Source organism: Holdemania sp., assembly GCF_986127675.1.
Genome location: NZ_CFQZWI010000081.1, coordinates 1 through 13895, shown reverse-complemented (window position 1 = coordinate 13895; position 13895 = coordinate 1). Strand labels below are relative to the sequence as shown.

The 13895-nt window shown below is 45.7% G+C and carries 11 protein-coding genes; all 11 read left to right on the top strand.

The window, feature by feature from the left end; all coding sequences use genetic code 11:
• The first annotated feature begins 337 nt into the window (after nt 1-337).
• The 11 genes from AC5OW4_RS11570 to AC5OW4_RS11520 all read left to right on the top strand — a co-directional run bounded on the left by AC5OW4_RS11570 (nt 338) and on the right by AC5OW4_RS11520 (nt 13626).
• The gene (locus tag AC5OW4_RS11570) at nt 338-1171 is read left to right on the top strand and encodes a class II fructose-bisphosphate aldolase (RefSeq protein ID WP_493676992.1); all 834 of its coding nucleotides are present in this window, start codon (nt 338-340) and stop codon (nt 1169-1171) included.
• A gap of 1 nt (nt 1172) precedes the next feature.
• Complete coding sequence (locus AC5OW4_RS11565) at nt 1173-1877, top strand: triose-phosphate isomerase (protein WP_493676991.1); 705 nt, start codon at nt 1173-1175, stop codon at nt 1875-1877.
• The gene (locus AC5OW4_RS11560) at nt 1874-2389 is read left to right on the top strand and encodes a YjbQ family protein (protein ID WP_493676990.1); all 516 of its coding nucleotides are present in this window, start codon (nt 1874-1876) and stop codon (nt 2387-2389) included. Before AC5OW4_RS11565 ends, AC5OW4_RS11560 begins: the two co-directional genes overlap by 4 nt.
• A gap of 4 nt (nt 2390-2393) precedes the next feature.
• Nucleotides 2394-4280 (top strand): BglG family transcription antiterminator, encoded by a 1887-nt coding sequence (locus AC5OW4_RS11555; RefSeq protein WP_493676989.1) that lies wholly within the window; start codon nt 2394-2396, stop codon nt 4278-4280.
• A 161-nt stretch (nt 4281-4441) separates the two neighbouring features.
• Nucleotides 4442-5611: an iron-containing alcohol dehydrogenase gene (locus tag AC5OW4_RS11550; RefSeq protein ID WP_493676987.1), complete on the top strand. Its 1170-nt coding sequence runs from the start codon at nt 4442-4444 to the stop codon at nt 5609-5611.
• A 407-nt stretch (nt 5612-6018) separates the two neighbouring features.
• Complete coding sequence (locus AC5OW4_RS11545) at nt 6019-7734, top strand: ABC transporter ATP-binding protein (protein ID WP_072685212.1); 1716 nt, start codon at nt 6019-6021, stop codon at nt 7732-7734.
• A complete protein-coding gene (locus AC5OW4_RS11540) occupies nt 7727-9463 on the top strand; it encodes an ABC transporter ATP-binding protein (protein WP_493676985.1) in 1737 nt (578 codons plus the stop codon). Before AC5OW4_RS11545 ends, AC5OW4_RS11540 begins: the two co-directional genes overlap by 8 nt.
• Before the next feature lie 154 nt (nt 9464-9617).
• Nucleotides 9618-9884, top strand: a complete 267-nt coding sequence (locus AC5OW4_RS11535) for a hypothetical protein (protein ID WP_308560269.1) — start codon at nt 9618-9620, stop codon at nt 9882-9884.
• A 60-nt stretch (nt 9885-9944) separates the two neighbouring features.
• A complete protein-coding gene (locus AC5OW4_RS11530) occupies nt 9945-10412 on the top strand; it encodes a hypothetical protein (RefSeq protein WP_493676984.1) in 468 nt (155 codons plus the stop codon).
• 1023 nt (nt 10413-11435) lie between these two features.
• Entirely contained in the window at nt 11436-12782 is a 1347-nt protein-coding gene (locus tag AC5OW4_RS11525) for an MATE family efflux transporter (RefSeq protein WP_308560271.1), read from the top strand.
• A 166-nt stretch (nt 12783-12948) separates the two neighbouring features.
• On the top strand, nt 12949-13626 hold the full coding sequence (locus AC5OW4_RS11520; RefSeq protein ID WP_308560272.1) for a phosphoribosylaminoimidazolesuccinocarboxamide synthase: 678 nt from the start codon (nt 12949-12951) through the stop codon (nt 13624-13626).
• Nucleotides 13627-13895 lie beyond the last annotated feature (269 nt).

The following is a 13895-nucleotide window of genomic DNA, read 5'->3' as shown; positions in this document are numbered from 1 at the left end:
TTTTGTAGATTTTTTGTGAATTTGATTAAAAAGTCCTTGACAATTTGTCTCTGGTGTTGCTGATTAGTTCTTATTTTGCTCCATACATCACGCAGTTCGCTTTGTCTGGGGCAATTTCAATACCGGAAGGAGCAACGGGCATTTCAGCGATGACTGTCAATCTTTTTACATTTATTCCACATATCTTGGCTAATCTTCATATAATCGGTGCAGTTGTCCTGGTCGTTGTCATTCTAAGTTTAATTTTCTGGAATCGGGAATGGCTGAAGAAGCAAACGAATTTGACAACTACAGAGTTTATTGATGCAGATGCTTCTTCTTATACGGAGAAATAGATATGCTGGTCAATTCTAAAACATTGCTGCAGGAAGCGAGAAGGGGTGGGTATGCCATTCCTTCTCCGGACTTCTTTAATCAGACTTCACTCAAAGCTTATATTCAAACAGCAGAGCTTCTGAACCAACCGATTATTGTTGCTTATAGCGAAGCTTTCCGCGATATCCTGACGATTGAAGAAGCGGCTTGGATGGGACGTTATTATGCTGAAAAAACCAAAGTTCAGACAGTACTGCATCTTGATCATGGATTTTCTACTGATTTTGTCAAAGATTGTATTGATGCCGGCTTTACGTCGGTGATGATTGACGCCTCGGCCAAAACGTTTGAAGACAATGTCAGAATGACAAAGGAAATTATCGCATATGCTCATGCGCGAAATGTGACCGTGGAAGCTGAGATTGGCCATGTTGGCAGCGGTGCGAATTATGAAAGTCATGAGCATACTGATTCAATTTATACGGAAGTTGAATCCGCGGTTAACTTCGCCGAACAGACCGGTGTAGATTCTCTGGCCGTATCAATCGGCACCGCGCACGGCTGTTATCGAGGAACCCCAAAATTGAATTTTGAACGGTTGCGTGAATTGAACGCCGCAGTCAAGATCCCTCTGGTGCTGCATGGAGGTTCCGGCACCGGCGATGTCAATCTGAAATTTTGTTCAGAGTTGGGCATTGCTAAAATTAATTTGTTTACGGATTTGGTACGAGGCGGCGTTGAGGCGATGAAGCGGGCTTCAACTGAAGATTTAATTGAATTGACTTCCGCTTCAGCGAAAGGCATGAAGGAAACACTGCGGCATTATTACAGTGTATTCGGCAGAAAGGAAGGTTAAGGTGAAGAAACTGAATAAACTCATCTTTGGTCTCAATTGTAAGAATTATAAATTTGGCGATGAATTACTGGAAATAGCGCATTTCACCGACCAGCTCGCTAAAGAAAACCCCGAATTGATCTTCACTTTTTCAGCGCCATATGTTGATCTTGCACGGGTATGCAGAGAAACAAATTCTATGCTGATCTACGCGCAGGGAATGGACGGAATTACACCGGGCCGCGGGAATGGATTAGTACTTCCTGATGCGTTAAAAGCGATCGGCGTTCATGGTGTAACGTTAAATCATGCTGAAAGACCGATGACCGTTGGACAGCTGGTTAAAGCCGTCTATCGGGCGAAGGAACTCGGGCTGCTTGTTGATATTTGCTGCGACAGCGCCGAGGAAGCACAAATGCTGGCGACGTTAAAACCAAATTGCTTGGTTTGCGAGCCAACGTCTTTGATCGGAACAGGTCGAACGGCAAGCCCGGAATATATGCAGGAAGTCGTTCGGACAATTCAGGCAATCAGCGAAGAGATTATCATCTGCATCGGCGCAGGAACTAAGAATGGTGAGGATGTCTACAATGCGATAAAAAACGGCGCGCAATGTGCGGGTGGCAGTTCCGGAATCTTTGCGGCGGAGAATCCACAGGCTGTAATTCTGGATATGCTTGACGGTTTTAAACGGGCATTGGCCGATTTCCCGAGATGGCGCGCATGACGACTGTATTTAAAGAGCTTCATTTTCAGACGGAAGGAAAGAAGATTACTTATTTTAATATCAAAGATGCCGTTGTTCAATTTGTTTGTGGCAGCGGAATTACAGAGGGAATCTTGGCCGTACAGTCGCCTCATACTACCTGTTCTGTCATCTTTGAGGAAATGGTCCATGATTTTGATGAAAATGGGGATGAATATCTGCAGGCGGATCTCAATGTGGGTCTTAATAAAATATTCCCGTGTCAAACGGCACTGAATCTGGAATATCGTTATCCGGGACCAAAACATATGGCCTTTGCACAGGCGGATGGCGATGATACCTATGTCCGGCATCCGGAACTCCTGTTAAACGGCCCGGCGCATTTAAAAGGGTCGATGCTGGGCGCAAGTGAAGTGTTCGTTATTCATAATGGCGAAATATTAACCGGTCCCTGGGGTTCAATTTACTTTGTCGACTGGGATTTTAACCGACCTCGCGACCGAAAATGCTATTTAATGATTGTAGGTGAATAGAATGATGTTGAGAAAACAAGAAAGAGAATTGCTGGAATACCTTCTGAACCGGAAAACATGGGTTACTTCGGATGAGCTTTCGAGTTTTCTCAACATTTCTATCAGAACATTAAGAAGCCGTATAAAAGAATTTAATCAAGTTGCGAAATTGATTGATTCATCGAATTACGGGTATCGGATTAATGATGAAGAAACTGCCCGCAGATTCATCGAGAATAAATCAGAGAGTTTGGAATTCAGCGTTGAAAGTCGGCGCAACACAATTATTAAAAGATTGATTCTTTGCGGTGGCGGTGTTGATATCTACGCATTAGCGGAAGAACTGTGTATCAGCGATTCAACGATGCAGGCGGACCTGATCGCAATTAAGAAAAAATTGTTGTCGTATCAGATTGAACTGCAGATTAGCGGCGATCAGATTCGGGCTGTCAGCAATGAAATCCATTACCGCAAACTGATGTCGAGCATTCTTTATGAAGAAGCGAACGAAGGCTTTATGAGCTACGACGTTCTCAGAGAAATGTTTCCTGCCTATGACGTGCTCGGATTGCGAAAAATATTGGTTGAAGAATTAGCAAAAAACGGTCTTTCCGCTAATGATTACGGTCTTATCAGCATGATTCTGCATTTCTGTATCCTATTTGAACGTCTTCACATTCAGTCTGCGAGCCGTCATGGTCAACATTGTCAGGATACCTGCAAATATAAGGCAACCCTGGATATTTTAGACCGGTTGGAAAAAGAAGAAAGAATCTTTGTCGAGAAAAATGAGAGAGAATCCTTCAGCGCAATCGTTTCGTTATACTCGCGGCCGATGAACGATTATCGTTTTAAAACATCCGCGCAGCAGGCTTTAGATCAGGATATCTATAATTTTGTGGTTGACCTAACCGCTCTCTTGTATAAAAAATATTTTGTAAACGTTCAGGATGATGTCTTTATTTCCGGATTGACATTACATCTGGAGCAATTGCTGGCAAATGATAAACGACGTTTGAAAAATCCTTTGGTAGAGACAATCCGCAACGGTTCTCCGGTAATCTATGAATTGGCAGTCATTACCGCTCAGATTATCAATGAAAAATGGCCGCAGTTGGATCTAAATGAACACGAAATTTCCTATTTGGTGATTCATATCGGTTTGGCTTTTGAGAAAAAAGAAAGGGAAAAAATTAATGTAGCGTTGATCATTCTGGATTATAACCATTCCAGTGAAGTGATTGCGAATAAAATTAAGAATCTGTTTTTTCTGAACATCAAGAATATTGAGGTTTATTCCAATGAAACGGAAGTTTGTGAAGAACGTGTGGATCTTGTAATTTCGACATTGAAAACGAAACGTCGGTTTTCTAATTATGTCCAGATTTCCATGTTTGTTAACGTTGATGATGAAACACGAATTCAAAAAGCAGTCGTGGAAACCATTGCTGAAAAGGAAAACGGTGTTGCAATCTCGTTGTTTAACTTATTTAAAGAAAATCATTTCGTATATTTTGAAGAACGCATCACGGATTGCTACAACCTTATTGCTCAATTATGTCAGCCTATCGTAGCGGATGGCTTAGAACAGAGTGATTTCAAGGAACGGGTTATCGAGCGGGAAAGCCGATCTCCGACTTCTTACCTGAATATCGCAGTGCCGCATACCTTTGATTCCAATTCTCTGCAGACGGCAATTTCTGTCGGTTTACTGAAACATCCCATTGCATGGGGGACTAATAAAGTGAATATTGTCTTTTTACTGAGTATTTCTAGAAAAGATCAAAAAGCGTTTATCCGAATATTAGAAAAGTTAATCCGAATATTTACATCAGAGGCCTGGATGAAAGAGGTAAAGCGGATTGATAGTTATCAGAAATTGATCGAATTTATCAAAAGGAATAAAGATTGATCATCCCGGAGCCTTCTTAAGGTTAAAAGAATGATGTTCAACGACGTATAATTGATTGATAAACTGTAAAAAGCGTTTTGAAGCATACTGAAAAACTATTGACAATTTATGTGTTTTTTATTAAACGAAATTTTTGATTTTGAGAAATTTAAGGAGGAGTTATGGAATTTTCATTTGTATACGACATTCCAACGAAAGTGTTCTTCGGGGATCAGATTGATCAGTTATCGACACTCGTGAAACGCTATGGTCAAAAAGTAATGATCATTTACGATGGAGAGCATGTAAAAACAAGTGGATTGTATGATAGAATTATCAAACAGTTAGACAAGGTTTCAGCCGAGGTTATCGAATTCAGAGAAGTCCGGCCGAATCCGCGGCATACGGATATTAACCGAGGAGCGCAACGATGCAGGGAGAAACAGATTGAAGTGTTGATCGCGATCGGAGGCGGATCCGTCATAGACAGCGCAAAAGCGATAGGAACCGCGGCCTGTTATGATGGCGATTGCTGGGATATCATTTCAGGAAAACAACCGCAGGAACACTGCCTCCCAATCATTGCAGTTTCTACCATCAGCGCGACAGGATCCGAAATGGACAGCGGAGCTGTGATCACGAATGAGGAAACCAAAGAAAAGCGGGTACTTGCTGGCCAGGAACTTTATCCAGTGGCTGCTTTCATGGATCCGAAATTGACGTATACCGTTTCGCGGAGGCAAACAGCCTGTGGCGTTGCTGATATCATTGCACATATTTTTGAGGAGTATTTCACACCGCAGGAAGGTTTGCTGATGGTTGATTCAGTTATGGAAGGTTTAATTCGGACAATGTTGGTTTGCGGACCTTCAGCAGTGGAAGAACCTGTGAATTATGAAGCGCGAGCTAATATGATGTGGACTGCAGTCTGGGCGATCAATGGCTTTGTAGCTTTTGATCGGCCTCATAATTGGAGCATGCACCCGTTAGGACATCAGTTATCCGCTTATTATGATCTTACCCATGGCATTACATTGGCGATTATAATGCCACGATGGCTGAAATATATTAAAGACGCACGAAGTCTTCCTTTATTTCGAAAATTAGGTTTGCATGCCTTCCTGCTTAATCCCGAACTGACTAGTGAGGCGATGGCCGACGAAATAATTCAACAGTTGGAAAATTTGTTTTATCAGAAAATGGGTTTGCCTTCTTGCCTGCGTGATTTAAAAATAGGCAGTGAACATTTTGATGAAATGGCAGAAAAGTTATGTGCGGAGGAGGGATGTCTGAACGGTTATCGTAGATTGACGAAAGAAAATATTATTGATATTTATCGACAGTGTTTATAATCAGGTAGAAAATTTTACGAAAAACGTTCTGGTTTATAGGATTAATATCTTATAAACTTTTTTATTGATCAGCCCGTGAGAACAGATTTGGAAAGAAATAAGAAGGAAGATAGAGATCGCAAAGATAGAAACTGATATTGAACGAGGTCAGAATAAAATTTTACAGGTGAGACCGCATTGAGATATTGCGGACAAAATAACGATAATCAAGGACTCTCTGGTAAGAGCAGAGTGAGATATATCAGTAAAATTAATTCTTCTCTTTGCATTTCTATCTTTTTCTTGTAATGAATGCTATTTTTGAACTGGAAAGTTGATCACGGACTGGTATAATGATAGAGAAAAGCTTAGCTTGCTAACTGTTGATAAAGGAAACTAAGTATGCGGAGGGGGAATGGGAATCTGTTATGGAACTCTTGAAGAAATACTTGAAACCGCTGCTGAAAGAGATGTCGATCAGCTTTTTGATGAAGACGCTGGGGGCGCTGGCGGTTTTGCTTCTGCCGTATCTGTTGGCGTATGTGATTGATACGATCGTGCCGACGAAGGACATTCAGCGGATTGTAGTTTACGGTCTGATCATGATCGCCGTGTCCATCGCGGGCTGGATTTTTGACATTAAGGCCAATCGGCTTGCCTCGCGCGTAGCCCGGGACGCCACGATTCACATCCGGCATGATCTGTTTGAAAAAACGATCCGACTGTCGTGCCGCAAGGGGGATGAATTTACGATTCCATCGCTGGAAAGCCGTCTGACCAGCGACACCTACAATGTCCATCGGATGATCGGCATGATTCAGCGAATGGGCGTCCGCGCGCCGATCCTGCTGATCGGGGGAATTGTGATCACGCTGATAATGGAGCCGGTGCTGGCGCTGGTGATGCTGGCGACGCTGCCGTTTATCACACTTTTGGTTTACTCCAAAGCGACCAAGGGTATTCCGATGTTTACCAAGGTTCAGCGGGCACAGGACCGGATGATTTCCGTCGTGCGGGAAAACGCCCAGGGCATTCGCGTGATCAAGGCACTGTCCAAAGCGGATCATGAAAAAAAGCGTTATGAAACAGTCAATATGGGACTGGCGAACGAAGAACTCAAAGCCAATACCCGGATGGCCGCGATCAATCCGCTGATGAACCTGTTTATGAACCTTGGACTGGTCGGCGTTATTCTCGTCGGTGCATGGCGGGTCAACGGGGGACTAAGTGAAACCGGCAAGATCATCGCCTTCACCAATTACTTTACGATCATTACCAACGCGATGATGTCGATCAGCCGAATCTTCGTCATGGTCTCCAAGGGCATCGCCAGCGCAAACCGGATTGAGGAAGTGCTGCAGGCTCATGATGAAATGGAAATCATCGCCGACGATTCTCCGCTCAATGACAAGATCGTTGAATTTGATCATGTCAATTTCTCCTATCTGGGCGTGAAGGATAACGTCGAGGACATCACGTTTGAATTAAAAAAAGGCCAGACGCTGGGGATTATCGGCGCAACCGGTTCCGGCAAGTCGACGATTCTGCAGCTGCTGATGCGCTTTTACGACGCAGACAGCGGCACGATCCGGATTCACGGCCGCGATATCCGCAGCTATGATCCGAAGGATCTGCGGAAGGAATACGGCATCGTCATGCAGAACGATTTCATCTTTCAGGATTCCGTGCGCGAAAACATCGCTTTCGGCCGGCCGATCGACGACGAGCTGCTGGATGAAGCGACGCAGATTGCTCAGGCTCGGCCATTTATCAAGAGTCTGACGGATGAATTTGATTATAAGCTGAACTCCAAAGGCACCAACCTTTCCGGCGGCCAGCGCCAGCGGATATTCTTATCCCGCGCGTTTGTCAACAATCCGAAGATTCTGCTGTTGGACGATTCCAGCTCGGCGCTGGATTATGAAACCGACGCCCGGCTGCGCAAGGCAATCAATACGCACTTTGCCGATACGGCCAAGGTGATCGTTGCCCAGCGGGTTTCCAGCATCATGCACGCGGATGAGATTCTCGTGCTGGATCAGGGAAAAATCGTGGCCCGCGGAACACATGACGAGCTGATGCAGACCAGTGAGATTTATTCGTCGATCAGCGACAGCCAGATGGGAGGTGCGCTGCTTGAATAGAAAAGCGACAATCCGACGGTTGATCGGATATTTAAAGGAATCTCAGTTTCTGCTTTTACTGGCATGTGTGACGACGATCGTCGCCAACGTGCTCGCATTGTACGGTCCGAAGCTGACAGGCGTCGCGATCGACGCAATCGGCGGTCCAAGACAAGTTAATTTTGACAAGGTTCTCTATTACTGCGTTCTGATGATCCTTTTCTATGTTATATCCAGCGTGCTGACCTACATCCTGCAGATTATTCTGCTGCAGGTATCAAAGAAGATCACGCACCGGATGCGCAGGCAGGTGTTTGAGCATCTGCTGGAGCTGCCGGTCAGTTATTTTGACCGCAACCAGACCGGCGATATCGTATCCAAAATTTCCTATGACATCGACACAATCAACACCTCGCTGTCCAGCGATATTCTGCAGCTGGTCACCGGGGTGATCACGGTTGTCGGATCGTTGTTGATGATGTTGTCCATCGCGCCAATATTGGTGCTGGTCTTTGTCATCACCGTCCCGATCACGCTGGTGTTTGCACGCTATCGGATGATTAAAGTCAAGCCGCTGTTCCGCCGGCGTTCCCGCAAGCTGGGTGAGCTGAACGGTTTTACGGAAGAAATGTTGTCAGGCAACAAGACGATCAAGGCGTATGGTCAGGAAGATACGATCATCACGAAGTATGACAGCCGCAATGAGGACGCCAGCCAGGCGTACTACACCGCGGACTATGAAGGAAGCATCATGGGTCCTTCCGTCAACTTCGTCAACAACCTCTCGCTTTCCTTAATCAGTATGTTCGGCGCGATTCTGTTTCTTCTGGGCAAGATCACGATCGGCAACATTTCCTCGTTTGTCATGTATTCGCGGAAGTTCTCTGGTCCGATCAATGAAACCGCCAACATCATCACAGAGCTGCAGACCGCGGCGGCTGCGGCGGAGCGGGTGTTCCGGCTGCTGGACGAGCCGTCGGAAATTCCGGATGCTCCGGACGCCAAGGTTCTGATCGACACGAAGGGGATGGTCGATATTGATCATGTCAAATTCGGATACACACCGGAAAAAGAAATTATCCATGATTTGCGGCTGCATGCCGACCCGGGCCAGCTGGTTGCGATCGTCGGTCCGACCGGCGCGGGCAAGACGACGATTATCAATCTGCTGATGCGTTTCTACGACGTCAATGAAGGCGTGATCTCGGTCGACGGCTATCCGATCCGCAATCTGACCCGCGACAGTCTGCGCAAGGCGTTTACAATGGTGCTGCAGGATACCTGGCTGTTCCAGGGCACGATTGAGGAAAACGTTGCGTATGCCCGCGAAGACGCGACGCTGGAGGAAGTGATCGCGGTCTGTAAGAAGGCGCATATCCACGACTTTGTGGAAACGCTGCCGCAGGGCTATCAAACCGTGCTGACCGATGACGGCGTGAATATTTCCAAGGGCCAGAAGCAGCTGTTGACGATTGCCCGGGCGATGTTGTCCAACGCGCGGATGTTGATTCTGGACGAAGCCACCTCCAACGTCGATTCCCGCACGGAAATGGCGATTCAGGACGCGATGCTGGAGCTGATGAAGGGACGCACGTGCTTTGTCATCGCGCACCGGCTGTCGACGATCAAAAATGCCGATGTGATTCTGGTGCTGAAGGACGGCGATATCATCGAATCCGGAACGCACGATGAACTGCTTCAGGCGCGCGGTTTCTATGCCAAGCTGTTTAACAGTCAGTTTGAAAGTTGAATTTCGCAGCGATCAGAAACTTAATTTCTGGTCGCTGTTTTAGATTGCAGGACATTGCTTTTTCGATTCCGTTCAATTATGGGCTTTTTAAAATTTGATTTCAGGGTGAAATTCAAGGAAAGTATGCGATAATGAAGACAAAGAAGGTAATGTCATGACCCGTAATGAATGGGCACAGTCCTGCTTCAAGAACGTTTTCAGCCGATTTCGATTTTATCTGATCACTTCTGATATCGTTGGTCATCACCGGCGCGGTACTGAAAGGGAAGGGACCGCTGCTGATCGGGATTGCTGGGATTTTCTGGTTGACGACGCTGGTCATTCTGCTTTTGCTTCTTCTGGAATGGAAGGGAATCCGGCGGATGACGCAAACCTTGCCGGAATCGCTGGGACCTGTGCGGCAGATATAATCTGTATTTAATTCTATATGGAATAGAAAGGTAAGAAATCAACAATGAGAAGAATAAGAGGAATGCTCAGTTTGGCGACGATTCTGATACTGGGAAGTTGCCAGACAAAGGAAACCTCAAAGGAAGTGACTGGACAGGAGAAACAGTTTTCTGATCAGGGAACAACCCAGCTTGTTAATCCGTTTATTGAGTGTGCCACAATGGAAGAAGCTGCTGAACAAGCAGGCTTTGATCTGACACTGCCGAAGCTGGATGATCCCATGCCTGTGATCCGCGTAATTCCGGAACAGATGATCGAAGTGAAAACAGAATCCGCAGTTTTCCGCAAGGCCAGAGCGGATGAAGCGGTCAGCGGTGATTACAATGTTTACCCTGAGAATTCAACATTGAATTTGAAAGAACTGGAAGTTACGCTCCATGGCTGCAATGGATTGATCAATCTGGCGGAATGGGCATTGGGTGATTTTCAGTATTCGATTTACGCGCGGGAAGGGATCGGAGGTGCAATAATCAGCCTCTGGATTGAAGTAATTCAGTGATCACAACGAACAATAATTTAAATGATAAGGAAGGCAGACGAAGAACGAGGCTTTTTGGAAATGAAACAGTTGTGATTTTGCCGCTGACTCTGCAGCCTGACGGAAACACCTGACATCGCCAGCGTCCTTTGCCTGATGATGGGATGACGCAGTAAATGAACATGGAAAAAGATCCGGCAGAAATCCGGAAGAACCTGCGTAAAAGCGGTTGAGGCAAAGGACTATCCGATTTTGTGCCGTTCATGGATATTCACAATTTCGATAAAATGAAAAAACGCCGCAGGTTATGACGGGCAGTATAGGGTAAAAGCCAGATTAATATAATCTTTTTTTATTTCATTAATAAGTTTCGTTTGTATTGTTGTAACTCAGGCGATAACATAACGCTCAAGCGTCGCTTACTTATCCCTGAAAAAGTAATAAGTATGAAGACGAAACAAAGTCCTTTCTGAATCTTTGAAACTTCAATTTTCAAAACAACGATGCTGAAAAGGCGGCAAATAAAAAGAAGCTTTCGCGTTGACAGCGGCGCTTTTTTCCGTTATTTTATGGATAGAGAGAGGGCGGCTGTTTTGGCAGCTGTCTGAATGAGGAATCCCGCCCGGCCATGCAGGACGAGTTCACGAACCGAATTCTAATGAATGGAATAGACTAAAGAGAAGCCTGGAATCGACTTCTTTTTCCGTATTCTTAAGTGAAAATGACACAAACTAACAGAAAGGTGATGATGAATGTTTAAATTAGCGATTTTATTGATTGCGCTGTTGTATTGGATTCTGCATTAAAAAGTGACAGAGTGTTCAGTGAAAAACGAATGGGATTTGACTGAACAGCCTGATCGAAACGGAAAAGCGATGTCGTATGACTTCACAGGAGCTGCCGAAAATCCGGCAGTTTTCATTTTGCGCCGCAGGATACTCAATTCAAATTAATTATGTTTAAGCGATGCTCAGAAAAAGCTTGTGGGCGCAGATCAGGTAGGCTATAATGTTCTGGATTTTGTAAATCGGAAGGGGGAAAAGAATGCATAATCGAATGACGGAAGGCAGTCCTCTGAAACTGATCCTGATGTTTGCGATGCCGGTTTTGTTAGGCAATGTCTTCCAGCAATTTTATAATATGGCCGATACGATGATGGTCGGCAGGATTCTGGGGGTGGACGCTTTGGCGGCAATGGGCGCTACGGCTTCGGTTTCCGGTCTGGTTTTGGGCTTGAATATCGGTTTGGCGCAGGGCTTTGCGATTCCGATCGCGCAGTATGTCGGCGCTGGAGACATGGGTAAAGTCAGAAAAGCGGTAGCGGGCACGCTGATGCTGGGGTTGATCTTTGTTCTCGGCATTACGATCGCTGCGCTTATGACAGGCATTCCGATACTGAAGCTGTTGGGGACGCCGGAAGAAATCATGGGAATGTCAGTTGAGTATATCTTTATTATTTACGGCGGGCTGATCATCACGATGATGTACAACATGGCCGCCAGTATCTTACGTTCCTACGGCGACAGCCGGACACCGCTGTATTTTCTGATTCTGGCTTCACTGACCAACATTGTGCTGGACTATGTGTTTTTAAAGACCTTGCGGATGGGCGTCGGCGGCGCGGCGATTGCGACGTTGATTTCCCAGGCGCTGTCCGTTGTGCTCTGCGTCCTGTATATTAAAGAAAAGACGAGCTTTCTGATTCCGGGAAAAGAGGATTTCCGCTGGGATAGAGAGATGCTGAAAGCGCAGCTGTCGTTGGGAATCTCCATGGGTTTGATGAATTCGATCGTTTCGATCGGCTCGGTCATTCTGCAAAGCGCCGTCAACAAGCTGGGGTCGGTGATCATCGCCGGACATACTGCTTCCCGCAAGGTGATCGAAATGTTCATGCAGCCGCTGATCAGCATCGGCGTTACCGCAACAACCTATGTTTCACAGAATCTGGGGGCCGGGAAGCTCGACCGGATCCGCAAAGGGCTGCACTGCTGCACGGCGATCAGCTTTGTGTGGTCGACGTTCTGCATCCTGATTTCCTTCTGGGGGATCGACTTGATCCTGGCGCTGGTGGTGGACGCGAAGGAGATTCAGGTCATCGCCACCGCCCGGCAGTATTTTAAAATCAACGTGTTTTTCTTCTATGCTTTGTCGGTTTTGTTTATCTACCGCAACGCGCTGCAGGGATTGGGAAAAAGTCAGGCGCCGATCTTTTCCAGCTGTATCGAGATGGTCGTGAAGATCCTGGCGACGCTGCTGCTGACGCCGACTCTGGGGTATCTGGGCGTATGTTATACCGAACCGATTGCCTGGATCTTGATGGCGGTGTTTCTGTTGGCGGCCTTTTACCGTGATCCCAGGTTCCATCCCGACTTTCATCACAAAAAAGTCTGAACAAAGACACGAAAAAGGTTGGTATAAATGTGGAAATCGCTTTCTTTAACTGCGCGGTGCCAAAACGATAAAAAAGGAAAGAAAAATCTGGCAGATTGCTGTAAATTTTTGTGCCGAATGGTCATAACTGTGCTAAACTAGTTCTGCATTATATGGAGGAAAAGGCATGAATAAAGTTTACACTGGAAAGACAAAAGATGTTTACGCGTTAGACAACGGCAACTACCAGCTGAAATTCAAGGACGATTGCACGGGTACCGACGGCGTCTTCGATCCGGGAGCCAACACCGTTGGATTGCAGATTGAAGGCATTGGCCGCGAAAATCTGAAAGTATCGGTTTATTTCTTCGAAATTTTGAAAAAAGCAGATGTGAAAACACATTATGTCAGTGCGGATATCGACAATGCGACAATGGAAGTGCTGCCGGCGAAGGTGTTCGGCAAAGGTCTGGAAGTCATCTGCCGTTACCGTGCGGTCGGAAGCTTCATCCGTCGTTATGGCGCCTATATGGAAAGCGGCACACCGCTGAACGCTTATGTTGAAACGACATTAAAAGATGATGATCTGGGCGATCCGCTGATCACGCCGGATGGTCTGGAAGCGATTGGGGTCATGACGCTGGATCAGTATGCACAGATGAAGGCGATGACGCAGAAGATTTCCGGTATTGTCAAAGACACGCTGGCGGAAAAAGGTCTTGATCTGTACGACATCAAGTTTGAATTCGGTTATTATAACGGCGAAGTTATCTTAATTGATGAAATTGCGTCAGGGAATATGCGCGTTTACAAAGACGGCGAAATTGTTGAACCGACGGATCTGACAAAATTAATCTTAGGGTAAACGTAAGCAAGACTCAGAACGGGAACGGATGAAAATCCGTTCTTTTTCGTGATTAAAATAGAGAAATGAAATTGAAAATAAAACGGTACTGAGTTATAATAAGCTCAGAAAGATTAACTCAAAAAAGTATTTTTACAAATTTCAATTCTTTTAAGGGGCTTTTCCTGATTTTCCGCAATATTAATATTAGGAGGCTCCTGAATATGAAACAAAGTAACTTACTTCTCAACATTTCCGATCAACAATTACAGCAGGCGGGACTGACCCGC

Excerpts from the sequence above, each read along its gene's own strand:
- AC5OW4_RS11570 (WP_493676992.1), top strand. The coding sequence starts at position 338 with ATGCTGGTCAATTCTAAAACATTGCTGCAGGAAGCGAGAAGGGGTGGG.
- AC5OW4_RS11560 (WP_493676990.1), top strand. The coding sequence starts at position 1,874 with ATGACGACTGTATTTAAAGAGCTTCATTTTCAGACGGAAGGAAAGAAG.
- AC5OW4_RS11555 (WP_493676989.1), top strand. The coding sequence starts at position 2,394 with ATGTTGAGAAAACAAGAAAGAGAATTGCTGGAATACCTTCTGAACCGG.
- AC5OW4_RS11550 (WP_493676987.1), top strand. The coding sequence starts at position 4,442 with ATGGAATTTTCATTTGTATACGACATTCCAACGAAAGTGTTCTTCGGG.
- AC5OW4_RS11545 (WP_072685212.1), top strand. The coding sequence starts at position 6,019 with ATGGAACTCTTGAAGAAATACTTGAAACCGCTGCTGAAAGAGATGTCG.
- AC5OW4_RS11535 (WP_308560269.1), top strand. The coding sequence starts at position 9,618 with ATGACCCGTAATGAATGGGCACAGTCCTGCTTCAAGAACGTTTTCAGC.
- AC5OW4_RS11525 (WP_308560271.1), top strand. The coding sequence starts at position 11,436 with ATGCATAATCGAATGACGGAAGGCAGTCCTCTGAAACTGATCCTGATG.
- AC5OW4_RS11520 (WP_308560272.1), top strand. The coding sequence starts at position 12,949 with ATGAATAAAGTTTACACTGGAAAGACAAAAGATGTTTACGCGTTAGAC.